The organism is Streptomyces sp. NPDC059454 (genome assembly GCF_042749965.1).
Lineage (GTDB): Bacteria > Actinomycetota > Actinomycetes > Streptomycetales > Streptomycetaceae > Streptomyces.
The window spans coordinates 148,165-170,436 of record NZ_JBHYVC010000007.1 but is presented as its reverse complement, the minus strand read 5'-3'; the positions used below and the strand labels follow the sequence as shown (position 1 = coordinate 170,436).

General features: G+C 69.1%; 26 protein-coding genes, 3 tRNA genes and 1 pseudogene. 13 read left to right on the top strand and 17 right to left on the bottom strand.

Annotated features, from left to right (window positions below; genetic code table 11):
• Positions 1 to 33 precede the first annotated feature (33 nt).
• The 5 genes from rplA to ACFXAE_RS07615 form a co-directional block, all read right to left on the bottom strand.
• The gene (gene rplA / locus ACFXAE_RS07635) at positions 34 to 759 is read right to left on the bottom strand and encodes a 50S ribosomal protein L1 (RefSeq protein WP_384709525.1); all 726 of its coding nucleotides are present in this window, start codon (positions 757 to 759) and stop codon (positions 34 to 36) included.
• Positions 760 to 842: 83 nt separating this feature from the next.
• Entirely contained in the window at positions 843 to 1,277 is a 435-nt protein-coding gene (rplK, locus tag ACFXAE_RS07630; RefSeq protein ID WP_030860889.1) for a 50S ribosomal protein L11, read from the bottom strand.
• 168 nt (positions 1,278 to 1,445) lie between these two features.
• A complete protein-coding gene (nusG, locus tag ACFXAE_RS07625) occupies positions 1,446 to 2,282 on the bottom strand; it encodes a transcription termination/antitermination protein NusG (protein WP_384709522.1) in 837 nt (278 codons plus the stop codon).
• A gap of 80 nt (positions 2,283 to 2,362) precedes the next feature.
• Positions 2,363 to 2,650, bottom strand: a complete 288-nt coding sequence (secE, locus tag ACFXAE_RS07620) for a preprotein translocase subunit SecE (RefSeq protein ID WP_384709520.1) — start codon at positions 2,648 to 2,650, stop codon at positions 2,363 to 2,365.
• A 109-nt stretch (positions 2,651 to 2,759) separates the two neighbouring features.
• A tRNA-Trp gene (locus tag ACFXAE_RS07615) sits at positions 2,760 to 2,832 on the bottom strand.
• Positions 2,833 to 3,105: 273 nt separating this feature from the next.
• On the opposite strand from ACFXAE_RS07615, the gene ACFXAE_RS07610 reads away from it, so the two are divergent.
• Both ACFXAE_RS07610 and ACFXAE_RS07605 read left to right on the top strand, forming a co-directional pair.
• Positions 3,106 to 4,332 (top strand): pyridoxal phosphate-dependent aminotransferase, encoded by a 1,227-nt coding sequence (locus ACFXAE_RS07610; protein WP_384709517.1) that lies wholly within the window; start codon positions 3,106 to 3,108, stop codon positions 4,330 to 4,332.
• A 125-nt stretch (positions 4,333 to 4,457) separates the two neighbouring features.
• On the top strand, positions 4,458 to 5,498 hold the full coding sequence (locus ACFXAE_RS07605) for an adenosine deaminase (protein ID WP_384709515.1): 1,041 nt from the start codon (positions 4,458 to 4,460) through the stop codon (positions 5,496 to 5,498).
• Here ACFXAE_RS07605 and ACFXAE_RS07600 read toward each other — a convergent pair.
• From ACFXAE_RS07600 to ACFXAE_RS07570, 7 genes and pseudogenes are all read right to left on the bottom strand, one after another.
• Positions 5,479 to 6,148, bottom strand: a pseudogene (locus ACFXAE_RS07600) (hypothetical protein). The gene ACFXAE_RS07605 and the pseudogene ACFXAE_RS07600 overlap by 20 nt on opposite strands.
• A 64-nt stretch (positions 6,149 to 6,212) precedes the next feature.
• The gene (locus tag ACFXAE_RS07595) at positions 6,213 to 7,268 is read right to left on the bottom strand and encodes a UDP-N-acetylmuramate dehydrogenase (protein WP_384709512.1); all 1,056 of its coding nucleotides are present in this window, start codon (positions 7,266 to 7,268) and stop codon (positions 6,213 to 6,215) included.
• Positions 7,269 to 7,315: 47 nt separating this feature from the next.
• Positions 7,316 to 7,744, bottom strand: a complete 429-nt coding sequence (locus ACFXAE_RS07590) for a MaoC family dehydratase (protein ID WP_384709614.1) — start codon at positions 7,742 to 7,744, stop codon at positions 7,316 to 7,318.
• A gap of 8 nt (positions 7,745 to 7,752) precedes the next feature.
• Positions 7,753 to 8,205: a MaoC family dehydratase N-terminal domain-containing protein gene (locus ACFXAE_RS07585; protein WP_384709509.1), complete on the bottom strand. Its 453-nt coding sequence runs from the start codon at positions 8,203 to 8,205 to the stop codon at positions 7,753 to 7,755.
• A gap of 129 nt (positions 8,206 to 8,334) precedes the next feature.
• Entirely contained in the window at positions 8,335 to 8,499 is a 165-nt protein-coding gene (gene rpmG, locus ACFXAE_RS07580) for a 50S ribosomal protein L33 (protein WP_003948671.1), read from the bottom strand.
• Between the two features lie 89 nt (positions 8,500 to 8,588).
• A tRNA-Met gene (locus tag ACFXAE_RS07575) sits at positions 8,589 to 8,661 on the bottom strand.
• A gap of 46 nt (positions 8,662 to 8,707) precedes the next feature.
• Positions 8,708 to 8,780 (bottom strand) — tRNA-Thr (locus ACFXAE_RS07570).
• A gap of 200 nt (positions 8,781 to 8,980) precedes the next feature.
• On the opposite strand from ACFXAE_RS07570, the gene ACFXAE_RS07565 reads away from it, so the two are divergent.
• Positions 8,981 to 10,270 carry an amidohydrolase family protein gene (locus ACFXAE_RS07565; protein WP_384709611.1) on the top strand — a complete coding sequence of 430 codons (1,290 nt, stop codon included), beginning with the start codon at positions 8,981 to 8,983 and terminating at the stop codon, positions 10,268 to 10,270.
• 109 nt (positions 10,271 to 10,379) lie between these two features.
• Positions 10,380 to 11,036 carry an NAD(P)H-binding protein gene (locus ACFXAE_RS07560; RefSeq protein ID WP_384709506.1) on the top strand — a complete coding sequence of 219 codons (657 nt, stop codon included), beginning with the start codon at positions 10,380 to 10,382 and terminating at the stop codon, positions 11,034 to 11,036.
• Positions 11,037 to 11,046: 10 nt separating this feature from the next.
• Here ACFXAE_RS07560 and ACFXAE_RS07555 read toward each other — a convergent pair whose 3' ends face one another.
• The 3 genes from ACFXAE_RS07555 to ACFXAE_RS07545 all read right to left on the bottom strand — a co-directional run bounded on the left by ACFXAE_RS07555 (position 11,047) and on the right by ACFXAE_RS07545 (position 14,227).
• Positions 11,047 to 11,259 carry a hypothetical protein gene (locus ACFXAE_RS07555; RefSeq protein ID WP_344560881.1) on the bottom strand — a complete coding sequence of 71 codons (213 nt, stop codon included), beginning with the start codon at positions 11,257 to 11,259 and terminating at the stop codon, positions 11,047 to 11,049.
• A 245-nt stretch (positions 11,260 to 11,504) separates the two neighbouring features.
• Positions 11,505 to 12,644 carry an MrcB family domain-containing protein gene (locus ACFXAE_RS07550; protein ID WP_384709503.1) on the bottom strand — a complete coding sequence of 380 codons (1,140 nt, stop codon included), beginning with the start codon at positions 12,642 to 12,644 and terminating at the stop codon, positions 11,505 to 11,507.
• A gap of 251 nt (positions 12,645 to 12,895) precedes the next feature.
• The gene (locus ACFXAE_RS07545; protein WP_384709500.1) at positions 12,896 to 14,227 is read right to left on the bottom strand and encodes a hypothetical protein; all 1,332 of its coding nucleotides are present in this window, start codon (positions 14,225 to 14,227) and stop codon (positions 12,896 to 12,898) included.
• A gap of 288 nt (positions 14,228 to 14,515) precedes the next feature.
• On the opposite strand from ACFXAE_RS07545, the gene ACFXAE_RS07540 reads away from it, so the two are divergent.
• Both ACFXAE_RS07540 and ACFXAE_RS07535 read left to right on the top strand, forming a co-directional pair.
• Positions 14,516 to 14,977, top strand: coding sequence for a GntR family transcriptional regulator (locus ACFXAE_RS07540; protein ID WP_384709497.1), 462 nt, complete (start codon positions 14,516 to 14,518; stop codon positions 14,975 to 14,977).
• A gap of 1 nt (position 14,978) precedes the next feature.
• Positions 14,979 to 15,545, top strand: coding sequence for an HD domain-containing protein (locus tag ACFXAE_RS07535; protein ID WP_384709494.1), 567 nt, complete (start codon positions 14,979 to 14,981; stop codon positions 15,543 to 15,545).
• On the opposite strand, the gene ACFXAE_RS07530 is transcribed toward ACFXAE_RS07535, so the two are convergent.
• Together ACFXAE_RS07530 and ACFXAE_RS07525 are read right to left on the bottom strand one after the other, a co-directional pair.
• Entirely contained in the window at positions 15,533 to 16,006 is a 474-nt protein-coding gene (locus tag ACFXAE_RS07530; protein WP_384709491.1) for an NUDIX domain-containing protein, read from the bottom strand. The two genes, ACFXAE_RS07535 and ACFXAE_RS07530, sit on opposite strands and share 13 nt — an antisense overlap.
• 2 nt (positions 16,007 to 16,008) lie before the next feature.
• Complete coding sequence (locus ACFXAE_RS07525; RefSeq protein ID WP_384709488.1) at positions 16,009 to 16,776, bottom strand: XRE family transcriptional regulator; 768 nt, start codon at positions 16,774 to 16,776, stop codon at positions 16,009 to 16,011.
• 500 nt (positions 16,777 to 17,276) lie between these two features.
• On the opposite strand from ACFXAE_RS07525, the gene ACFXAE_RS07520 reads away from it, so the two are divergent.
• From ACFXAE_RS07520 to ACFXAE_RS07490, 7 genes are all read left to right on the top strand, one after another.
• Entirely contained in the window at positions 17,277 to 17,546 is a 270-nt protein-coding gene (locus tag ACFXAE_RS07520) for a DUF6284 family protein (RefSeq protein WP_384709485.1), read from the top strand.
• The gene (locus ACFXAE_RS07515) at positions 17,543 to 18,403 is read left to right on the top strand and encodes a protein spdB (protein WP_384709483.1); all 861 of its coding nucleotides are present in this window, start codon (positions 17,543 to 17,545) and stop codon (positions 18,401 to 18,403) included. The genes ACFXAE_RS07520 and ACFXAE_RS07515 overlap by 4 nt, the downstream gene beginning before the upstream one ends.
• Positions 18,403 to 18,753, top strand: a complete 351-nt coding sequence (locus ACFXAE_RS07510) for an RRQRL motif-containing zinc-binding protein (protein ID WP_384709480.1) — start codon at positions 18,403 to 18,405, stop codon at positions 18,751 to 18,753. The genes ACFXAE_RS07515 and ACFXAE_RS07510 overlap by 1 nt, the downstream gene beginning before the upstream one ends.
• Positions 18,750 to 19,067 carry a hypothetical protein gene (locus ACFXAE_RS07505; protein WP_384709477.1) on the top strand — a complete coding sequence of 106 codons (318 nt, stop codon included), beginning with the start codon at positions 18,750 to 18,752 and terminating at the stop codon, positions 19,065 to 19,067. Before ACFXAE_RS07510 ends, ACFXAE_RS07505 begins: the two co-directional genes overlap by 4 nt.
• Before the next feature lie 74 nt (positions 19,068 to 19,141).
• A complete protein-coding gene (locus ACFXAE_RS07500) occupies positions 19,142 to 19,378 on the top strand; it encodes a hypothetical protein (RefSeq protein WP_384709474.1) in 237 nt (78 codons plus the stop codon).
• 89 nt (positions 19,379 to 19,467) lie between these two features.
• Positions 19,468 to 21,582 carry an ATP-binding protein gene (locus ACFXAE_RS07495; protein ID WP_384709471.1) on the top strand — a complete coding sequence of 705 codons (2,115 nt, stop codon included), beginning with the start codon at positions 19,468 to 19,470 and terminating at the stop codon, positions 21,580 to 21,582.
• Between the two features lie 207 nt (positions 21,583 to 21,789).
• The gene (locus ACFXAE_RS07490) at positions 21,790 to 22,254 is read left to right on the top strand and encodes a hypothetical protein (protein WP_384709468.1); all 465 of its coding nucleotides are present in this window, start codon (positions 21,790 to 21,792) and stop codon (positions 22,252 to 22,254) included.
• The last annotated feature ends 18 nt before the right edge of the window (positions 22,255 to 22,272 follow it).

Sequence of the window (22,272 nt, the reverse complement as noted above, 5' to 3'; positions counted from 1 at the left end):
GTGTGCACGGGCCGGTCATCCGGCCCGCCCGGCTCAGACGGCGGCCGGGTCCTCCTCGACGAGGAGGTTGCGGGTGCGGTTCGGGTCGAGCGGAATGCCGGGGCCCATCGTGGTGCTGATGGCGGCCTTCTTGATGTAGCGGCCCTTGGCGGCGGACGGCTTCAGACGGAGGATCTCCTCCAGCGCGGCGCCGTAGTTCTCCACCAGCTTGGTGTCGTCGAAGGACGACTTGCCGATGATGAAGTGCAGGTTCGAGTGCTTGTCGACGCGGAACTCGATCTTGCCGCCCTTGATCTCGGTGACGGCCTTGGTCACGTCCGGGGTCACGGTGCCGGTCTTGGGGTTCGGCATCAGACCACGGGGACCGAGCACGCGGCCGAGGCGGCCGACCTTGCCCATGAGGTCCGGGGTGGCGACGACGGCGTCGAAGTCCAGACGGCCCTTCGCCACCTCGTCGATCAGCTCGTCGGCGCCGACGATGTCGGCGCCCGCGGCACGCGCGGCCTCGGCACGGTCACCGGTCGCGAAGACCAGGACCCGGGCGGTCTTACCGGTGCCGTGCGGGAGGTTCACGGTGCCACGGACCATCTGGTCGGCCTTGCGCGGGTCGACACCCAGACGGAAGGCGACCTCGACGGTGCCGTCGAACTTGGTCGTGGACGTCTCCTTGGCGAGACGGACGGCCTCGAGCGGGGCGTACAGCTTCTCCCGGTCGATCTTGGCGTCCGCAGCGCGGAGAGACTTGCTGCGCTTGCTCACTGAAAGCTCCTGTGAATTGTCGAGGAGTCGTGGTGCGGGCCGAGCCGGCCCTTCCACTACTGCTTGGCTTGCGGGGGTGGAGGTCAGCCCTCGACCGTGATGCCCATGGAACGGGCGGTGCCGGCGATGATCTTCGACGCGGCGTCCAGGTCGTTGGCGTTGAGGTCGGGCATCTTGGTGGTGGCGATCTCGCGGACCTGGGCAGCGGTGATCTTCGCGACCTTGGTCTTGTGCGGCTCGCCGGAGCCCTTCTCCACGCCCGCGGCCTTGAGGATCATCTTGGCGGCCGGCGGCGTCTTGGTGACGAAGGTGAAGGAACGGTCCTCGTAGACCGTGATCTCCACCGGGATGACCCAGCCGCGCTGCGACTCGGTCGCCGCGTTGTAGGCCTTGCAGAACTCCATGATGTTCACGCCGTGCTGGCCCAGCGCGGGGCCGACCGGCGGAGCCGGGTTCGCGGCACCGGCCTGGATCTGGAGCTTGATGAGCCCCGTGACCTTCTTCTTCTTGGGAGGCATGGCTCTCCGGGTCCTTTCGATTCGGGTCCTGCCCGCGTCATGGGGACAACCCGGACGCAGGCATACCGCACAACGATAACGGGTACAGATGCGCGGCCAAAAACCGAGCAGGTCAGACGGACGCTCGCGCGCCTGCCTGACCTGCTCGGACGCTGTGTGCCAGAAGGACTAGTTCTTCTGGATCTGGTCGAAGGAGAGCTCGACCGGCGTCTCGCGGCCGAAGATCTCCACCAGGCCCTTGACCTTCTTGGAGTCGGGGTTGATCTCGTTGATGGTCGCCTGCAGCGTGGCGAACGGGCCGTCGGTGACGGTGACCGAGTCGCCGACCTCGAAGTCCAGCACCTGGACCTCGACCTTGCGCTGCGGGGCCGGCTTGCCCTCGGCCTCGGCGGCCTCGCGGGCGGCCTTCTCCTCGGCCTCCGGGGCGAGCATCTTGACGATCTCGTCCAGCGTCAGCGGGTACGGGTCGTAGGCGTTGCCCACGAAGCCGGTGACACCGGGGGTGTTGCGGACGACGCCCCAGGACTCGTTCGTCAGGTCCATGCGGACCAGGACGTAGCCCGGGAGCTTGTTCTGCTTGATCGTCTTGCGGTCGCCGTTCTTGATCTGGACGACCTCTTCCTGCGGCACCTCGGCCTGGAAGATGTAGTCCTCGACGTTCAGCGAGACGGCGCGCTGCTCCAGGTTGGTCTTCACCCGGTTCTCGTAGCCCGCGTAGGTGTGGATGACGTACCACTCGCCGGGCAGCGTCCGCAGTTCCTCGCGGAGCTTCTCGACCGGGTCGCGGTCGTCCTCGGGCTCTTCGGCCTCCTCGGCCGCTTCCGCGGCCTCGGTGGTCTCGTCCGCCTCGGCGCTCTCGTCCGCGGTGATGTCGGCAGCCTCGGCCTCGGCGGAGGCCTCGGTGTCCTCGACGTCCGCGCCCTCGACGGCGGCGAGCGCGTCCTCGGCGGACTCGGCCCCTTCGCCGTAAGGCTCAACGGCGTCGTTCACGTTCGGGTCAGACACGGTGGCTGCTTCTTCCTGGATACAAGGGGTGGAACATGCGAAAAGGAGCGCCGGATACCTCGGCGCTCTTCGCTCTCGGCTCAGCCGAAGACGTACTTGGCGGCGTGACTGAGGCCATAGTCGATCAGGGTGATCAGACCGATCATCACGACGACGAAGACGATCACGGCGGCCGTGTACGACGTCAGCTGGTTGCGGGTCGGCCAGACTACCTTGCGGAGCTCCGAGACGATCTGGCGGTAGAAGAGCGCGAGGCGCTTCAGCGGGCCCTTCTTGGCCCGCTTGCCGCCCTTGCGGGTCTTCTTCTGGGAGTCCGGCGCCTCATCCTGGGCATCAGGCATGTCGATGGAGCCCACGGCGTCCGTCACTCGTCCTCACCTGATTCCGGGTCGTGGCCGTGCCGCGCCCGGTCTGAGCCCGCACGGCGGTGCATTGCTGTACGTACATGCGCACACATCCTGGCGATGGAGTGTGTAGCAGGGCCGGAGGGACTTGAACCCCCAACCGCTGGTTTTGGAGACCAGTGCTCTACCAATTGAGCTACGACCCTTTGTGTGTCCCCCAACGTACCGCATCCGACCGGATGCTTGGTGTGCACCGGCTGAGCGCGGGCCGTTGAAGGCCAACGAGGTGAGAGTGTACGTGTTCCCGGGCCGGGCGTCGAACAGAAAGTGCCCGGGAAACACCACTCCGGCGGAAGATCGTCCCGGCCGTGGTGGACCGGCGGCGACGATCCGGACTGGTGTTCAGGGGTTTGCCCGGTGTTGTTCAGTACGTGAAACCCCCGTGCCGCGTGGGTTTCCGGTCTGGAACGATGGGCCCCATGAGCGCTGCAACCCCTCCCACCGAGCGCCGGGTCTCCGCCCGAGTCGGCGCGATCTCCGAGTCCGCCACCCTCGCCGTGGACGCCAAGGCCAAGGCCCTCAAGGCCGCCGGGCGACCGGTGATCGGCTTCGGCGCCGGTGAGCCCGACTTCCCGACGCCGGACTACATCGTCGAGGCCGCGATCGAGGCCTGCAAGAACCCGAAGTACCACCGGTACACGCCGGCCGGCGGTCTGCCGGAGCTGAAGGCCGCGATCGCCGCCAAGACGCTGCGCGACTCCGGCTACGAGGTGGACTCCTCCGAGATCCTGGTCACCAACGGCGGCAAGCAGGCCATCTACGAGGCCTTCGCCGCGATCCTCGACCCGGGCGACGAGGTCATCGTCCCGGCGCCGTACTGGACGACGTACCCGGAGTCGATCCGGCTGGCCGGCGGTGTCCCGGTCGAGGTGGTCGCCGACGAGACGACCGGGTACCGCGTGAGCGTGGAGCAGCTGGAGGCGGCCCGCACCGAGAAGACGAAGGTCGTCCTCTTCGTCTCCCCTTCGAACCCGACCGGCGCGGTCTACAGCGAGGCCGAGACCGAGGCGATCGGCCGCTGGGCCGTCGAGCACGGCCTGTGGGTGCTCACGGACGAGATCTACGAGCACCTGGTCTACGGCGACGCCGTCTCCGTCTCCCTGCCCGCGCTGCTGCCCGAGCTGCGGGACAAGTGCGTCGTGGTCAACGGTGTCGCGAAGACCTACGCGATGACGGGCTGGCGGGTCGGCTGGATCATCGGCCCGAAGGACGTGGTGAAGGCCGCGACCAACCTCCAGTCGCACGCCACGTCGAACGTCTCCAATGTCGCCCAGGTGGCCGCACTCGCCGCCGTCTCCGGTGACCTGGACGCGGTCGCGACCATGCGCGAGGCCTTCGACCGGCGACGGAAGACCATCGTCCGGATGCTCGACGAGATCGACGGCGTGGTCTGCCCGGAGCCCGAGGGCGCCTTCTACGCCTACCCCTCGGTGAAGGCACTGATCGGCAAGGAGATCCGGGGCAGGCGACCGCAGGACTCGGTCGAGCTGGCGGCGCTCATCCTGGAGGAGGCCGAGGTCGCGGTGGTCCCGGGTGAGGCGTTCGGCACGCCTGGCTACCTGCGGCTGTCGTACGCGCTGGGCGACGAGGACCTCGTCGAGGGCGTGAGCCGGATCCAGAAGCTGCTGGCGGAGGCACGCGACTGACGTTCGTCCTTCCGCCACAGGGGCGCCCGGGTTTCCGCCCGGGCGCCCCTGTTCGTTTGTGCGAGCAAGACCACGAAAGGGGAAAGCGCTACCGGGACGGCGGGGGCGTGCGGCAGGATCCTGCAATGGAACGTGTACGTGATGTCTCCGCGCTGCCGAAAGCCCATCTGCACCTGCACTTCACCGGGTCCATGCGGCCCACCACCCTGCTGGAGCTGGCCGACAAGTACGGGGTGCGCCTGCCCGAGGCACTGACCGACGCGCTGACGGGCGGGGAGCCGCCGAGACTGCGGGCCACGGACGAGCGCGGCTGGTTCCGCTTCCAGCGGCTGTACGACGCGGCGCGCTCGTGTCTCAGGGAGCCGGACGACATCCGGCGCCTTGTGCGGGAGGCGGCGGAGGAGGAGGTGCGGGACGGCTCGGGCTGGCTGGAGATCCAGGTGGACCCGACGTCGTACGCGCCCCGGCTGGGCGGGCTGATCCCGGCGCTGGAGATCATCCTGGACGCGGTGGACGCGGCGACGCGGGACACCGGGATCGGGATGCGGGTGCTGGTGGCGGCCAACCGGATGAAGCATCCCCTGGACGCGCGCACGCTGGCCCGGCTGGCGGTGCGGTACGCGGACCGGGGGGTGGTCGGGTTCGGACTGTCCAACGACGAGCGGCGCGGGATGGCCCGCGACTTCGACCGGGCGTTCGCGATCGCGCGCGAGGGCGGGCTGCTGTCGGCGCCGCACGGCGGCGAACTGGCGGGGCCGGCGTCGGTTCGGGACTGCCTGGACGACCTGGAGGCGGACCGGATCGGGCACGGGGTGCGGGCGGCGGACGACCCGCGGCTGATGCGGCGGCTGGCGGACCGTCAGGTGACGTGCGAGGTGTGCCCGGCGTCGAACGTGGCGCTGGGCGTCTACGACAAGCCGACGGACGTCCCGCTGCGCACCCTGTTCGAGGCGGGGGTCCCGCTGGCGCTGGGCGCGGACGACCCGCTGCTGTTCGGCTCCCGGCTGGCGGCGCAGTACGAGAGCGCGCGGCTCCACCACGGCTTCACGGACGCGGAGCTCGCGGAGCTGGCCCGGCAGTCGGTGCGGGGCTCGGCGGCCCCGGAGGACGTGAAGGCGAAGCTGCTGTCGGGCGTGGACGACTGGCTCACCACCCCGGTCGCTTGAAGCGGGCGTAGGGCGGATACGGCTTGAAGCAGACCAGGACCTCGTGGGGGTGTCCGCCGCCGGGACTCCGTGTGAGGCCGGGGACACCCGACATCATCGCCGGTCGCCCCTTCGTGACGCCCTTCCGGTGTGGTCCCCGGCCCGCCGCGTACGCGAGGGACGTGGCCGCCTCGGCGAAGACGTCCCGGCTGCCGAGGAGGAAGAAGGTGCGCGCGTGGGTGGTGTGCCGCAGCTCGTCCCGGCAGTCCGGGCGCCATGCCCGCCGGCGCCGGGCGGTGGCGTCCCGGTCCGTGCGCGCCTCGCCGGTGCGGACGGTCAGGGGGGTGCCCGGGCCGAGTGAGCGGCGCAGCTCCGGCCACGTGCTGGGGCGCAGTCCGTAGGAGTGGTGGGCCGGGACGAGGTCGACGCGTTCTCCGAGGCCCTCGTCCGGCGGGACGCCGTCCCGCAGCGGCACGTGGACGATCGTGTGGCGCGAGTAGGCCGCGAAGGAGAACAGGCCGGCGAGCCGGTTCAGTCCGTCGTGGTCACCGAGGAGCAGGCCGATGGGCTCCGGGGCGCGCAACGAGGTGTGGCAGGGGGTGCCGGGGCTGGACGACTCGGTGCTCGCGCGGGCCCGTACGGGGTCAAAACCGGCGCAGTCCCAGCTGCATGCGGTCGGCCTCACGGGCCCGGGATCGCGGGTCCGTGCGCCGGACGGCAACGGAGATTCGGCCGCTACAGGCTCACGCCCACCGTGACGGGTTCGTTGACCAGGGTGATGCCGAAGGCCTCGTGCACACCCGCGACGACCTCGCGGGCGAGCGCCAGCAGATCCTCCGTGGTCGCCTCCCCCCGGTTGGTGAGGGCGAGCGTGTGCTTGGTGGAGATGCGGGCCGGGCCCCGGCCGTAGCCCTTGGTGAAGCCGGCCTTGTCGATCAGCCAGGCCGCGGAGGTCTTGGTGCGGCCGCCGTCCGCGGGATACGCGGGCGGCTCGACGCCGTCGCCGAGCCGCTCCCGTACGCGCACGCGGAAGGCCGCGAACGCCGCGTCGTCGAGGATCGGGTTGGTGAAGAAGGAGCCGGCCGACCAGGTGTCGTGGTCCTCGGGGTCCAGGACCATGCCCTTGCCCGCACGGAGCTTCAGAACGGTCTCGCGGGCCGTGGCCAGCGGTACCCGGTCGCCCGGCGCGACCCCGAGGACGCGGGCCGTCTCGGCGTACTTGACGGGGCCGGAGAGGCCGCCCGCGTCCTCCAGTGCGAAGCGGACCCGCAGGACGACGTAACGCTCGGGGTCGGCCTTGAAGCGGCTGTGGCGGTAGGAGAAGGCGCACTCCTCGTTGCCGAGCGTGACGGTCTCGCGGGTCCGGCGGTCGTAGGCGACGACCTCGGTGATGGTGGAGGAGACCTCCTGGCCGTACGCCCCGACGTTCTGGATCGGGGTGGCGCCCGCCGAGCCGGGGATGCCGGCCAGGCACTCGACGCCGGCGAGGCCCGCCTCCACGGTGCGGGCGACGGCGTCGGTCCACACCTCGCCGGCGGCCAGCTCCAGTCGCGTGCCGTCCAGGGTGAAGCCCTTGGTCGCGACGACGAGGGCGGTGCCGTCGAAGCCCTTGTCGCCGATGACCAGGTTGGAGCCGCCGCCGATGACCAGCAGCGGCGTACCGCTGTCGTCGGCCTCGCGGACGACGGCGATCACCTCGTCGTCGGTCGTCGCGGTGACCAGCCGGGCCGCGGGGCCGCCCAGCCGGAAGGTGGTCAGCGGGGCGAGGGGGGCGTCGTGGAGTTCCTGCACGGGCCCAAGACTACGAGACGGCACCGACAGCCCCCGACGCGTCCGGCTCAGCTCAGCCGCACGACCGCCCGTGACATGCCCAGCACCTTCTGTCCGGCGCTGGTCGCCGTGAGGTCCACGCGGACCGTGTGGTCGTCGAGCTTGGCGGCGACCTTGCCGCTGACCTCGATGGTGGCGCCGTGGTCGTCGTTGGGGACGACGACCGGACGGGTGAAGCGGACGCCGTACTCGACGACCGCGCCCGGGTCGCCCGCCCAGTCGGTCACCACGCGGATCGCCTCGGCCATGGTGAACATGCCGTGCGCGATCACGTCGGGCAGCCCCACCTCCTTGGCGAACTTCTCGTTCCAGTGGATGGGGTTGAAGTCGCCGGAGGCGCCCGCGTACTGGACGAGGGTGGCCCGGGTCACGGTGAACGTCTGCGCGGGCAGCTCGGTGCCGGCCTCGACGTCGGCGTAGGAGATCTTCGCCGTCATGGTGTTGCTCACGCCTCCTCGGCCGCGCGGGCCACCAGCTTGGTCCAGGCGGTGACGACGTGTTCGCCGTCCTGGTCGTGCACCTCGCCGCGGATGTCCAGTATGTCGTTTCCGGCCATCGACTTGATCGCCTCGATGGTCGAGGTGACGGTGAGCCGGTCACCGGCGCGCACCGGACGGACGTAGGCGAACTTCTGGTCGCCGTGCACCACCCGGCTGTAGTCGAGGCCGAGCTTCGGGTCGGCGACGACCTGCCCGGCGGCCTTGAAGGTGATCGAGAACACGAAGGTGGGCGGGGCGATCACATCGGGGTGGCCGAGCGCCCTGGCGGCCTCCGCGTCCGTGTACGCCGGGTTGGTGTCCCCCACCGCCTCGGCGAACTCGCGGATCTTCTCCCGGCCCACCTCGTAGGGCTCGGTGGGCGGGTAGGTCCGCCCCACGAAGGACTGGTCGAGCGCCATGCGCGCGGCACCTCCTGTGTCTGACTGTGTCTGCCTGCGGTCGGCCGGTCCTGACCGTGTCCGGCCGACGGGAAAACGACACGAGGCCGCCCCCCTGGCTGGGGGGACGGCCTCGTGTACGAGCCTGTTTTATCGCGTTTCGCGGTGCGCGGTGTGCGCGTTGCAACGCGGGCAGTGCTTCTTCATCTCAAGACGGTCCGGGTTGTTACGCCGGTTCTTCTTGGTGATGTAGTTCCGCTCCTTGCACTCCACGCAGGCCAGCGTGATCTTCGGGCGGACGTCGGTGGCAGCCACGTGAGTGCTCCTTGACGAACGGATTGACTGTATTGACGCAATGAAGAGTAGCCGATCGAAGGACCGACCCCGCAATCGGCTACTGTCTGTAGCGGTGACCGGACTTGAACCGGTGACACAGCGATTATGAGCCGCTTGCTCTACCGACTGAGCTACACCGCTTTGATGCGATCGGGCCCCGCCTCGCGGCGGGAACCTCACACACCAGAGCCCCAAAACGGAATCGAACCGTTGACCTTCTCCTTACCATGGAGACGCTCTGCCGACTGAGCTATTGGGGCGAGCGATGAAGACATTACACGGTCCGCCGCCGTTCGCCCAAATCCGTTTCCGCCCCCTTCTCCCGGGGCCGGACCACACCGGTACGACTATTGGGCTCCTCCCGGCGAGGGGCGGGCCCCCGGCCTAGGCTCGACTCACTCTGCGTGATCTTGCCTGCGTGACCTTGCCCTCCGTGCGCAGCCCGAGCCCCTGGAACGCGATGCCCGACAGCCGGCCGCAGCCACCGCCCCGTCCGCCCTCGTCCTCGGGTCCGGTTCCGGCCGATCCGGCCCCGCTGTTGCTGCGCGGCGCGCGTCTCACCGACGGCCGGACCGTGGACGTACGGCTGGGCGGCGGGCGCATCGAGGCGGTCGGTACGGCCGGCAGCCTGGCGGCGGACGGCACGCACGCGTGCGGCACCCAGGTCGACCTCACCGGCTATCTCCTCCTGCCGGCCCCCGTCGAGCCCCACGTCCACGCGGACACGGCCCTGTCCGCCGACGGCGGCGGCCCCGTCTCGTACGATCCCCGGGACGTCCAGCGCCGCGCGACGGAGGCGGCGCTGCTCCAGCTCGGACACGGCGCGACGGCCCTGCGGGCGCATGTGCGCGTGGGCGACATGGCCGGGCTCGGCGCGCTGACCGCCGTGCTGCGGGCGGAGCGTTCGCTGCGCGGGCTGGCCGAGCTGACGACGGTGGCGGTGCCGCGGGTGCTGACGGGGGTGGCCGGGGCGGACGGGCTCGCGGTGCTGCGGGACGCGGTGAAGATGGGTGCGTCCGTGGTGGGCGGCTGTCCCGATCTCGACCCCGATCCCACGGGATATGTGGAGGCGGTCCTGGAGGTCGCCTCCGAACACGGCTGTCCCGTCGACCTGCACACGGACGCCGTCGACCCCGCCCGACTGGCCCGGTTCGCGGCCATGGCGGGTGGGCTGCGGCCGGGGGTCGCCCTCGGCCCGTGCGGTGGTCTCGCCCGGCTGCCCGCCGAGCCGGCCGCTCGGGCCGCGGACCGGCTCGCGGCGGCCGGGGTGACGGTGGTGTGCCTGCCGCAGGGCGGCTGCGGCGCCGTGGACCGCCGGGGCACGGCTCCGGTACGGCTGCTGCGGTCGGCGGGGGTGCGGGTGGCCGCCGGGAGCGGTGCCCTGCGGGACGTGTCGAACCCGGTGGGCCGCGGCGACCCGTTGGAGGCGGCGTATCTGCTGGCCTCCCGCCACGGGCTCTCCGCCGAGGACGCCTACGCCGCGGTGAGCGCGTCGGCGCGGGCGGTCCTGGGACTGCCCGAGGTACGCGTGGAAGCGGGATTCCCGGCCGAACTGCTGGCGGTCCGCGGGGACGGGCTCCCGGGGGCGCTGTCGCTGGGGTACAGCCGCATCGTGGTGCACGGGGGGCGGGTGGTGGCGCGGACGAGCGCGGTGCGGGAGTACCGCGGTTCGGCGGCGTCGGCGGCGTCAGCGGCGTCAGCGGCGGACGTTGAGCCGGGGCTGCCCAGGCAGGGCCGGGGCAGCGCATAGAGCCGGGGCAGCGCATAGAGCCGGGCGGGTCCCCGGGGCGTTGCGGGGCGGACGGGGGCGCCGGGGCGTTGCGGGGCGGACGGGGGCGCTCCGGCGTACGGTCGGAGGCATGCGCATTGTCATAGCTGGTGGTCATGGTCAGATCGCGCTGCGGCTGGAGCGGTTGCTCGCCGCGCGCGGGGACGAGGCGGCGGGCATCATCCGCAAACCCGAACAGGCCGACGAACTGCGGCGGCTGGGCGCCGAACCGGTCGTGCTCGACCTGGAGTCGGCGTCGGTGGAGGAGGTCGCGGAGCGGCTGGAGGGCGCGGACGCGGCGGTGTTCGCGGCGGGTGCCGGGCCGGGCAGCGGTGTGGGCCGCAAGGAGACGGTGGACAAGGCGGCGGCGGTCCTCTTCGCCGACGCGGCCGTCCGCGCGGGCGTACGGCGTTTCGTGATCGTGTCGTCCATGGGCGCGGACCCGGCGCACGAGGGCGACGAGGTCTTCGACGTGTACCTGCGCGCCAAGGGTGAGGCCGACGCGTACGTACGCGGTCTGGACGCCCTGGACTGGACGATCCTGCGCCCCGGTCAGCTCACCGACGACGCCGGCACCGGCCTGGTCCGCCTGGAGGCCCACACGGGCCGCGGCCCGGTCCCGCGCGACGACGTGGCCGCCGTGCTGGCGGAGCTGGTGGACACCCCCGCGACGGCCGGCCTGACCCTGGAGCTGATCAGCGGCCCCGCTCCGGTGTCGGTGGCCGTGAAGTCGGTGGCCGGCAACTGAGCCGGCCGGGCTAGAAGAGGGGCATCTGCCCTGGGAACTCCGGCACCGCGTAGCCGTCCAGCGAGGGCTGTTCCGCACCGAGCCGGGCATGCCTGCGTGACCCGGGGCACGAGGTCAGTTCCCCGCTCCCCCGGGCGCCGGGCGGATCGTGTCGCGCGTACCGCCCGGCGACGACGGCGATCTCACGACGGCACTCGGGGCAGGAACGGCGACGGGACGACATGGGGGCAGTGTGCCCCAGGGTCTGCGCCCGCGAACAGGAAGCGTCCGCAGACACGAAAAACCCCTTCCGGACTACGTTTCCGCAGTCCGGAAGGGGTCTTCCCCAGTGTGGCGGCGCCAGGATTCGAACCTGGGAAGGCTGAGCCGGCAGATTTACAGCGGGCCGTGTCGCCCCTCCGTGATCTGCGTTTCTCCCCGCTTCTGCCACTGCTGGGGGACGTGTGGGGGAAAGAAGCCCGGTTCTCCCTAATCCTCCTTGGAGCTCATCTTGCCGATTGGCGTCCGGTAGGCGTAAGAGATCACCGTCAGATCTTCGTCCTGGAGGGCCCACGGAGACGTGCACTGGAGGGTGCCTCCGGAGGTGGTCGGCTCGACTGCGGTGCGATCCAGCTTGATTGAGTGCACGACGACCAGGGCGTTTTTCGGGTAGTACTTGCGCTGCTTCTCGACTTCGGTTCGGGTCAGAATCACTTCCTGCCCTGCAGACGTCGTGCCCTTGACCTCGACATGCAGCCGCTCCTCTCCCCTCGTAAGCAGGAGGTCGAAGGACTCCGTGGCGCCAACGTCCTTGACCGACCAGCCCTGGGCCTTGAAATGCTCAGTGGCCATCCGCACGCTGTGGTGCTCGACAGCACGTCGTTCGCTTGCGGTGAGCAGGAAGCCTTGCCCCGGCCTAGATGACCGAGTACCGCTACGGGCACGACGGCCAGCGGTCTTGGCCGCGCTCTGCTCCGCTTCCACAACCTCTGGCGTCGGGTCTCCCGGGATGTATGGAGCGAGGCGTTCCGCCTCATAGAGGGTGCTGAGCAGGCTTGTCATAAAGAGCAAATCCTTCAGCAGAATCTCCTGCGAGGGCAGTTGCTCACGCTCATAGGCGATGGCCACCACGTTCCCAGGGCCGTAGCCGCTGCCCAGAGGCGTTCTGGCGTCTAGCTGAATCGTGCGGTGCAAACCGGGACGCGTGGCCGCCGCTTCCGCCACCAGGGGCCAAGCCCATTCGACACGGGCACGAAGGTCTTCGGCCTTGCGCGCCTTGAACACACCACCCGTCCAGATAGTGGTCCCCTGATTCAGCGACAGGTAGACCTGCCGGCCAGAGGCACTGAACAGGTAGACCACGTACCACCCAGTGGTCGAGCTAGGGGACTGGTCTCGACTGAACACCCGAACCCAAGGGATCTCAGCCTTGAGACCCGTGCCGTCTCGCCCCTCGACGCCCAAGTTCCCGACGGGCGTATCAAGCTCGGTCGCCAAAACCGCGCCGTGCGCCCGTATCAAATCGGGTAGTTGCCGCCGGACGACTATGCCTCGCTCCTGCATCTCTTCCGTGTTCGTCGACACCCAAGTCGGTTGCAGGTCAAGGACCTTAGCCAGGAGATCATCCATGCGCCGCAGCGTAACTCCGCTCACCGGCACTGCCCTCACCGCGGCGCCACGCACGGGTGGCTGTCGCCCACGGGAGGTTTACAACCTGCATGGGTTCACCTGTTGCCCCCCCCCACGCTGACCAGGCGCTTCGTTCGGCATCCGTGCAAATAGCACGCCACCGCCCGCATGTCGTCTACAGCGAACGAGCTCGGTTTTCGATGAACAGGCGTATCCATCACTACGTCGGCTTCCGCTCCATGGGCACGAATTCAGAGCGGCTTTCCATGCTCGATGATGACCTGTTCCGCAACGAACCTCATAAGCGGAATCTCCTTAAGCAACTCCGCATCATGAGTAAACGGGGCATATTTTGGCAAATCACCTTCTTTGGCGTGAACCAGAGCATTCCTCACTTTGTAGATTCTCTTCGCAAGCGCATCATGAGCCTTGCCTTCATTTGTGTCGCGCAGGGCAAGCTTTCCAGCACCCGCAAACGGAACATCGTTAGTGGCGTAATACTCTATGAGGGTTCCATCATAGGAATCTAGATCTTGAATCAACCGAGGCAAACTGACAAACCTTTCCATTACCAATTGCAGCGCCTTCGGTTCATTGAACCCGCCCTCCTCGCGAGTCTGGCGCAGAGCCCTGTCGACCGTCTTGATAATTCCCTGCACATCCCTCGATCGCCGAGCCGAGAACGAGGGATCCGTAATCCCCTTTCTGACTTGCTCGACAAGGTCATCATTGAACACCTTATGAAAGAAGTGTTCAGCGATATGGTAGTAGGAAAGGTACTCCAACAATGGAATTTCCGCCGCCACCCCCATGAGATAGTGCTGAACCAGGTCGACCTTGTAAGACTGTCGCGGAGCATCGAGAGTGGAACCTTTCCCTCTCCGGACCCGTTGAATACTCCTCGGCTCCAACAACGAATCAACCCCGATGCGGGCAGCGGCATCCAGGTTATAGGCAGCATGAAACAGGAAAGAATTAGCTAGCCCCTCAAAGTCTACGCCACCCGAAGCCGCGCTGACCTGCAAGGTAGTGACGGAAAGCACCTCGCCTACGAAATCCAGCAAGGAATCGCCAGTTAATTGATCAATCCGCCTACTACGCATCCCATCTTCAACAAGATTCCTCACTCTGCGCCTAATGATCATCAACCGCGGGGACCTGCGTGCCGCCGCAGGATCCTGCCCGAGAACACACAAGAGGAAGGCCACGAAATTTACGGACGGCCTTCCCACTGCATAGGTGACGGGATTCTCCCCCTGGCCAACAAAATGATTCCTTTCAAAAAACCTGTCAAAGCCCCATCGCGCATCAAGGGAAACCAGCGAGAACTCCGCATTGAGATCCCATCGAAGGGAACTTAAGCTGTCAATATCAGCCTTTTTCAAATTCTCCAAAACTTCAACAATCTCATTTACTTGCAAACGGTCAACGGACCTCCCATCTGAAAGCGGGACCGCATCGGAAACAAAAAATCCCCCGTCCGCGTCTACAGCCCCTGGAAGAACCAACTGCAGTCCCGTGAGAAGGCTTTCTGCGTCGAACACCAACTGCGGAGAACCCATATTTCCCCTCTCATCGCTCACCCGGTTGATTCTGCCAGGTGCCGCCCCCCAGCGGAACGTCTTTCCGACTACCGCGCCCTGCGACTTCGCCCGCCGCGCTGGTACTCACAGCGTTCCGTGGACGGGAAGCCCATTGAGGGCAGCTCCTGAACTTCAACGGATGGTGCCGGACGCTCCCGGATCCCGGGTGGATTGAAACCATGATTGAGGCCATCCTGGTGCCCATGCGTCATGGTCTAGGTCCACTCCGCAGCCGTGGCGAGTCGTGGGAGCCTTGGGATGACGACGGGCGACGGAGAGGAAGAATGAGTGTCGCAGCAGGCCAACCCTCGGGGAACCTTCCTGAAGATCGCCGACTCCATAAAGAGGCAGATCGAGGACGACCCGGACATGGCGGAGCTGCCGTCTCTGGCTGAGGTCATGCGCGACCACAAGGTCTCGCGGGGGGTCGCCCTCCGTGCGTTTGGCGTGCTGCGTCAGGAGGGCGTGGCCGAGCCGGTACCGGGCGAACGGTGGCGCGTCGTACGCGCGGGGGCGCAAGTTGACCGGCGCCCGCTCGATCAGCGGGTTGCGGAGATCATCGCGACTGAAGGGCTCAAAGCAGGGGAAGCGTTCCCGAGCGCTTCCGTGCTGGCCGAACGGTTCGGGGTGTCACGTCCGACCGTGACCAAGGCGCTGGAAAAGTTGGAGGCCGCCGGCGTGCTGGCGGGTGGAGGACAGGGCAAGGTGCGGACGGTCCGTGCCGTGCCGGCGCGAGAGGGGCGTTCATAGCTTGTCGACGTTGACGGAGTGGGCCTATCCCCTAGCTGAGTCGTTGCTCGCTGAGCCACTGCCGCGACGCTGGAGACACTGCCTCGGGGTCGCTGAGAGAGCGCGCACCATCGCGCTCATCCTCGATCAAGATGCGGACTTGTTGGAGGCTGCGGCGGTTCTGCATGACATCGGCTATGCGCCGGATCTCGCCAAGACGGGCTTTCATCCCTTGGACGGCGCGCGGTATCTCCGAGACGTGGCCGATGCTGACGAGCGGGTTGTCAACCTGGTCGCTCATCACTCGTGCTCATGGCTTGAGGCTGACGCGCGCGGCTTGCGTGCTGAGCTGGACGGCGAGTTTCCCCGTGAGAGCGAGCACCTGAACGATGCGCTCTGCTATTGCGACATGAACACCACCCCGGACGGCACACCGACCAACCCCGTGGACCGGATCAACGAAATCACCGGGCGCTACGGGCCGGACAGCCTGATCGGCCGGTTCATCCGGCGTGCCGAACCCGAGATCCTCGCGTGCACATGCCGCGTCCTCGAACGGGTCGCCGCCGCCAAGCGTCAGCCGATGTAAGGCGCCGTGCGCGTCCGGTCCATGGCGTGCTCGATCCGGAGCCGCATCGTGGGGTGTACGTCCAGCGTCACCAGGTCCGCCGGGTCAACCCAGCGGACCTGAGTCGTCTCGTTGCTCGTACGAAGGTCGCCGCCGACCGGCCGGGCCCGGAAGCAAATGCTGAACTGCTGACGGACTTCACCATCGTCGTACTGCATGACGTGCCCGGGGTCTGTGTAGAGGCCGGACACGTCGACCACTTCCGCCCTGATGCCGGTCTCTTCCCAGACCTCACGCACCACCGTGTCACTGATGGACTCCCCCACGTCGTGACCACCGCCGGGCAGTGCCCACCTGCCGTTGTCAGAACGCTGGATCATCAACACCTGCCCCGCGTCGTTCTGCACGAAAGCGACGACGGACGGCACTACCGAGTTCGCCAGCGGGGCGTCCGGGTCGTGCAGGTAGTCGATACGTCCCATGGTCAGGCTCCCGTGATGCTCGTGACGTCCTGGTCAGTGATCGGGCGTGCGTTCTCCCAGGTGTGATCGATGCTATTCGCGTACGTGTCGAAAAGGCTTCCGCCGGGGAGTCGCCGCAGGTGCAGTACGGGCGCCATGTAGGCGCCGATGCCGTAGACGTGAGGGTTGACGAGCATTTCGTCATCGGCCCGATAGATCGAGTTGTACAGCGTCGAATCGTGCAGCCGGAAGCCGATGTCCGGGTGACTCCGCATGAGGGGCCGATACAGCACGAGCGCGTTGCGAATCTTGCCGTCCATGATGTGGTGCCCCTCGTCAATGCCGCGCTGCCGGACGGCCGCACATCCCGGGTCCCCGAGCAGGATGCGCACCTGCACCCCGGCTTCCGCCTTCGCCCTCACGAGGTCGTGGAAGAGCGGGTCTTCGGACAGGAAAAGCCCGGAGTACACGAGGACGTCTAAGTTGCGCTCGGCACGTCCGTACAGCTCTCGCCAGAGCCCAGAAGGCACCGTGTGGCGATGCGGGTAGACCGTCGTGATCTCAGCCTTGGTCAGGTCGGCCGCGCTGTCGACGGTCCGCCCGTCCTCCCACAGTGTGGTCACGTCGATCTTGAGGGCCGCTGCCGTCGCGTACTGGTGACGCAGGTACGGCACCTTGCCCTGAGTGATCCAGCGTTCGACCGTCTTGGGGCTCACCTCGATCGCCTCAGCGAGGCTCTGCACGGTCATGCCGCGGGCGAGGAGGGCGCTTCGTAAGCGCTCGTTCGACATCTGCACCCCCGGTGGGACGTCTAGGGACTTCTTGACCGTAGCCAGAAGTCCCAGAGCTGTCCATGAGTGGGGTAACCAACTCCCCTGACCTGCGGGGATTCTGAGAGTACGCCAAGACGTCCCGGCGCGAGACCAAGAGATTGCGTCGCCGTACTTGACGGCTCCCTATGCGATACCTGTAAAACAGGTATCGCAACGCCCGAAGGAAAGCCCGCAGGGGTGAGTACGAAGGAAGCGTCAGTGCCTTGACAACTCCACACAGGGAACTGCCGGTAACCCGTGGTCCGCCTGCCCGAAGGGGTCGGAAACAAGGCGGAGAAGACCGGCGTGCCCCGTACGGCAACCCGACCGGTTCGAGTCCGGTCCGGGGCACTGCGGCCGCTGCTCAGCGGCCATGCCGCGCCTGATGCGCGGCTTCACCAACAACGGCGCGCGGCCCCGGGTCTAGCCACCCGGGGCCGCTGTTGGGCCGTTTCACCTGCGAGGGAGAACCACGACCCATGGAGCACATCGTCACTGTTCAGGACGCTGTTACCGCGTTCGCCGACTTCATGGAGCCGACGAACGCCGAGCTGGACGTGATCGAGCGGGAGATGCCCGTCATCCTGGCGGACGTCGAGCTGCTGGACGCGCAGATCGTCACCCTGGACCGCACGCCGACCGAGCTGGACGCCCGCCGCATCCGCCGGGCCCGCCGCCGCGCACTCGCCGCCCGCGTCGCCCTGCTCAACCGCACCGCCGCCGCAAGCCTTCCGGGGGGTGCGGCGTGAGGGCGAAGACCGTTCTGCCGGCCGTCGCGATGACGGCCGTGTCCATGGTGCTCACCCTGGCCGTGGTGGTGATGTGGCTGGGTACGGCGGTGCCGTGGCCGGTCGCCGTGGTCGTCGGTCTCGGCATCGACGGCGGATGGTTGGCCACCCTCGCCTACGAACGCCGCCTCGCCGCGCAGGGCGACCACAACCGCGCCGTGACCGCCGTCGGCTGGTCCTTCGGACTCATCGCCACCGGTGTCCTGGTCGCACACGCCCTGACCGTCGAGCACTCCGCCGGCGCGTGGCTGGCCGTGGCCTGGCTGCCGATCGCGGCCAAGGCCCTGTGGCTCGTGCACGGGCTGTGGGAGCGCACCGCGCTCACCTCGGTCGCGCTGGATGCAATCCGGGGGATTCAGCAGGAGGCGCGCGATGAGGCGGCCGTGGCCCGCGCCCGGCTGCGCGCCGAGGCGACCACCGAGGAGACGCGGCTGACAACCGTGACGGAGGCCGGGGCCCGCGTCGCACGCGTCCAAGCACGGACCGCACAAACCCTCGCCGGGGCGTGGTCGACACTGGAGACGGCCCGCGCCGGCGAGGAGACCGGCAGGGCGCTCACCAGCGTGACGAGCCGCGTCACACCCGGTGTCACACCCTACTGGGAGCTCCCCGTGTGGGGCCCGTCGGAGCCGGTTGCGGCCCGCTCGCTGGAGGTCGGTCCGGCACTCACCGATGAGGCGCTGGACGTCGTCGTCGACGAGATCCGCACCAGCGAAACCCCCGCCCTGTCGTACCGGGAGATGGCGTCCCGGTTCCGAGCCGCCGGGCACTCCGCCTCCGAGGTCCGGCTTCGGGCGGCGTGGAAGCGGGTCGCGTGATGGGGGCGCTGCCGGTGTACCGGTGGCGCCTGGCCCCGGACGGCTACGCTACCCGCCGCCAGTTGCGCGCCCTCGGTCTTCGGCCCGGTGGGCAGGACGTGGCCGCGCAGCTCGAACGTCCCCGCCGTCGGCGCGGCCCGCTGGTCGCCTACCTCTACCTCGTCGACCGCGCCCTGCCGGTCCGGCCCATGACACCCGCCCGGTGGGCAGCGCTGGCCAAGGCGAACGCCGCCCGCCGCCTCTGCCCCGCCTGCCGGCATGACGCCGGATACATCATTCCCACCGCGCTCGGTACCTGCGTGCCCTGCGCCTATCCCGGCCCGTACGGGCCGGAAGGGAGCACCCTGTGAGCAACGCCGACCTGCGCCGCCTGGACCGCGAGATCCGGGTGACGACGAAGAAGTTGGAGGCCGTGCGGCGGGGGGAGTTGTGGCCGTTGAACGGCCGCGAGCGGCGCGCCATGGCCCGCGCCGTCACCTCCGGCGCCTACCGCACCCTGCGGGGCCGCAGCGCCGGCCGCGCGGAGCAGCGGATCGAGTCCACCGGGTCGGCCGCTGAGATGCGGCTGACGGCGGAGTTGAACGCGCTGCACGGTGAGCGGCAGCGGCTCATCACCGAGGCCGCCCGCACCAAGGCCGCCAAGAAGTCGTCCGGCTGGTGGTGACCATGGCGCCGCTGACCGGTCGTTGTCCGTCCGCTCACCCGGACGACCCGACTCCGTGCGTGGGTGCGGTCGCGGTGACCGTACTGGACGCCGTGGGCGCCGGCGCGGACGGGTGTGAGCACCACGCCGCCCGGCTGCTGGCCTCCCTCGAAGGGGGCCGCGTCTACGCACTGCCCGCCGCCCCGGCCGGCGCCGCGATCCGCGTGTTCACCGCCGCCGGCACCCTGCGCCCCTTCTGCTGGGCCGACGGCCCGCGCACCGAGCCGTCCCTGCTCAGCCACACCGAGAACTGCAAGTGGCACGGCCGCTGAACCCGCCCGGTGGCCGTGCCGTACGCGGTGCGGCCACCGGGCCCCTTCACCTTCCCGCCCCGGTAGGGGCAGTCAGGAGACGTTCCGTCATGAGCGACAACGTCGTTCACCTGCACAAGCACACCGACCCGGCCGCCGACGCGGCGGCCGTGACCACCCTCACCGTGGTGCCCGACGCGCCGCCGGCGCGGCCGGTGCCGCTGTGGGTGCGCTCCGGCCGCGTGATGAAGTCGGCCGTCACGCACGAGGGCACGAAGGCGGCCGTGCGCGCGATGGCGCGGCATGGGATGTACACGGTCAACGGTGGGCGGATCGTGGCCCGCCGCACGTGGGACGGCCGTACCGGGTCCCGGTATGAGCGGATGATCCGGGCGGCGGAGGCCGCGGGGAACCTGGAAGCGGCCGAGGAGTGGGAGGAGCGGTTGCAGCGCTTCCGCGCCGCCCGCCACCACCGCCGCATGGACCTGCTGCACTCCCCCGTCGACGCGGCCAAGGGCGTGGCCGTCGGCGCCGGCATGAGCGTCGGTCTGCTGGTCGCCCTCGGCATCGTCATGGCGATCAGCACCGGCCAGGCCGGGGACGTCGTCACGCCGCTGTCCGCGACGATCGACTTCATCGCCCTGTTGATCCGGATCGTTCAGGTGGTGTGGGGTCCGGCGCTCACGATTGGCCCGTTCCTGGCCCTGCTGGCCCTGTGGTCGGTCGGTCGCAAGCAGCACGCCGCCCCCGCCTGGGCTCTCCCGGCGAACGTCCGCTCGGGCGAGGGGGAGCCGATCACCCCGTCCATCGTGGTCAAGGCCCTGCGCGACCTCGGGGTGCCCGCCCTGGCGCGGGCCATCAAGGAGATGGGCGACGCCGGCGCGTCCATGCTCGGGCCGATCCGGATCGCCGGATGCGGTGTCGAGGTGGACGTCACCCTGCCCTCGGGGGTGTCGACGAACGAGGTGCAGAACCGGCGCCGCAAGCTCGCCGAGAACCTGACCCGGCACGAGCACGAGGTGTTCATCACCATCCCGGAGGCGGCCCGCACGGTGCGGCTGTGGATCGCCGACAGCGGGGCGCTGGACGAGCCGATCGGCCCCTCCCCGCTGGTCACCGACGAGACGCTGACCGCGAACTACAAGACCGGCCGGGCCCCGTGGGGGCAGGACCTGCGCGGGGACGCGGCCGAGCTGTCGCTGTATCAGCGGCACCTGCTCATCACCGGTCTGTCCAACCAGGGCAAGACCGCCGCCCTGCGCGCGCTCGCCCTGTGGCTGGCGCTGGACCGGTCGGTGGAGTTCTGGATGGGCGACCTCAAGGGCGCCGGCGACTGGGCCATGTTCGACGGGATCGCCGCCCGGCTCATCCAGGGCCCGACCGACGACCACGTCATCCAGGTCACCGAGATGCTCGAGGACGCCGTGGAGGAGATGAACCGCCGCCTCCAGGCACCGCCCGGCACCGACTTCCCGCTGCTGGTCGTCATCGTCGACGAAGCGCAGGTGGCGTTCATGTGCCCGGTCAAGGGCGAGGACAAGCGCCCCTATGGCGGGTCCAGCGCCACCTCCCGCTACTTCATGGGGGCCCGCAAGATTCACAACCAGGGCCGTGCGGTGAACGTGCTGTTGTGGCAGGGCACCCAGGACCCCACCGACCAGAACCTGCCCAAGCTGGTCCGCGAGGGCGCCCACACCCGCGCCTCCCTCGCCCTCGGCACCGAGTCGCAGGCCCGCATGGCACTCGGGGACAAAGCCGTCGACGGCGGCGCCGCCCCCAACCTGCTGCGGCCCGGCCTGGACAAGGGAACCCTGGTCGTCGCCTCCGACGGCATCGAGATCCCCAAGGGGCAGTCGTCCATCACGGTACGCACGCACTACATCAGCACCGACGACGCGCACGCGATCGCCGAGCGGGCCAAGGCCCTGCGCGATGGCGTGACCACCCTGCACGTCATCGAGCGGGGCGAGGAGCGTGACCCGCTCGCCGACATCGCCGCCGTCCTCGGCGACGCCTCCCGTGTCCTGACCGCGGACGTCCTCAAGCGGCTGTCCGCGCTCAGCGAGGACGCCTACGGCACCTGGACGCCCGGCGACCTCAAGCGCGTGCTGGAGGACGCCGGCGCGGAGCCGTACAAGTCCGACGGCCGCATGGTCGTCGGCCGCGACCGCGTCGCCCGCGCCCTCGCCAACCGCGACACCGAGGGTTCCGCTTCCGCTCACTGACGGCAGGGAGCCGACCCGCGATGGGTCAGGGAGGCAGGGAGAACTCCCTGACCGCCTCCCTGACCCGCCTCCCTGGCCCTGACCTGCACGAATGATCGTGCAGGGAGTCAGGGAGGCACGCAGGTCAGACCCCCGAAGCACCCCTCCACCACGCCCCCGACAGGGGGTGCCTCCGCCTCCCTGAACCAGCACCGGAAGGGATTCCGCATGTACCCCGAACCCGCCCGCCACGCACCCGCAGAACGGGCCGTGGAAGTCCACCAGACCACCCCAATACCGCCCGCCGTCGTCCACCCGGCACCGGTCGTCCCCGTCCAGCCGGGCACCGTTCCGGCGGTCGCGAGCATCGTCCTGCCGGACGGCCGGATCGTCACCGGCTACGCCATCGACGCCGTCCGCCCGGAGCCGGTCACCGCGAAGCCGGCCGTCTCGCGGACAGCGGTGAACGTCGCCCTCGGAGGCGTCGGGTTCCTCGCAGTGTGCGGCGGACTGCTGCTGCTCACCTCGTTCATCGCCGCGCTGACCGCGTTCATCGGCCAGCTCATCACCCTCGCCGCCGTCATCTTCGGCGGCTGGATCGCCGTCCAGGTCCTGAGCGCGAGCGGCCACAAGGGCGGCACCACGGTCAACATCCGCCGAGCCGTGATCAAGCGCAACCACTTCCACGGCTAGCTACGCCAAGAGCGGCCC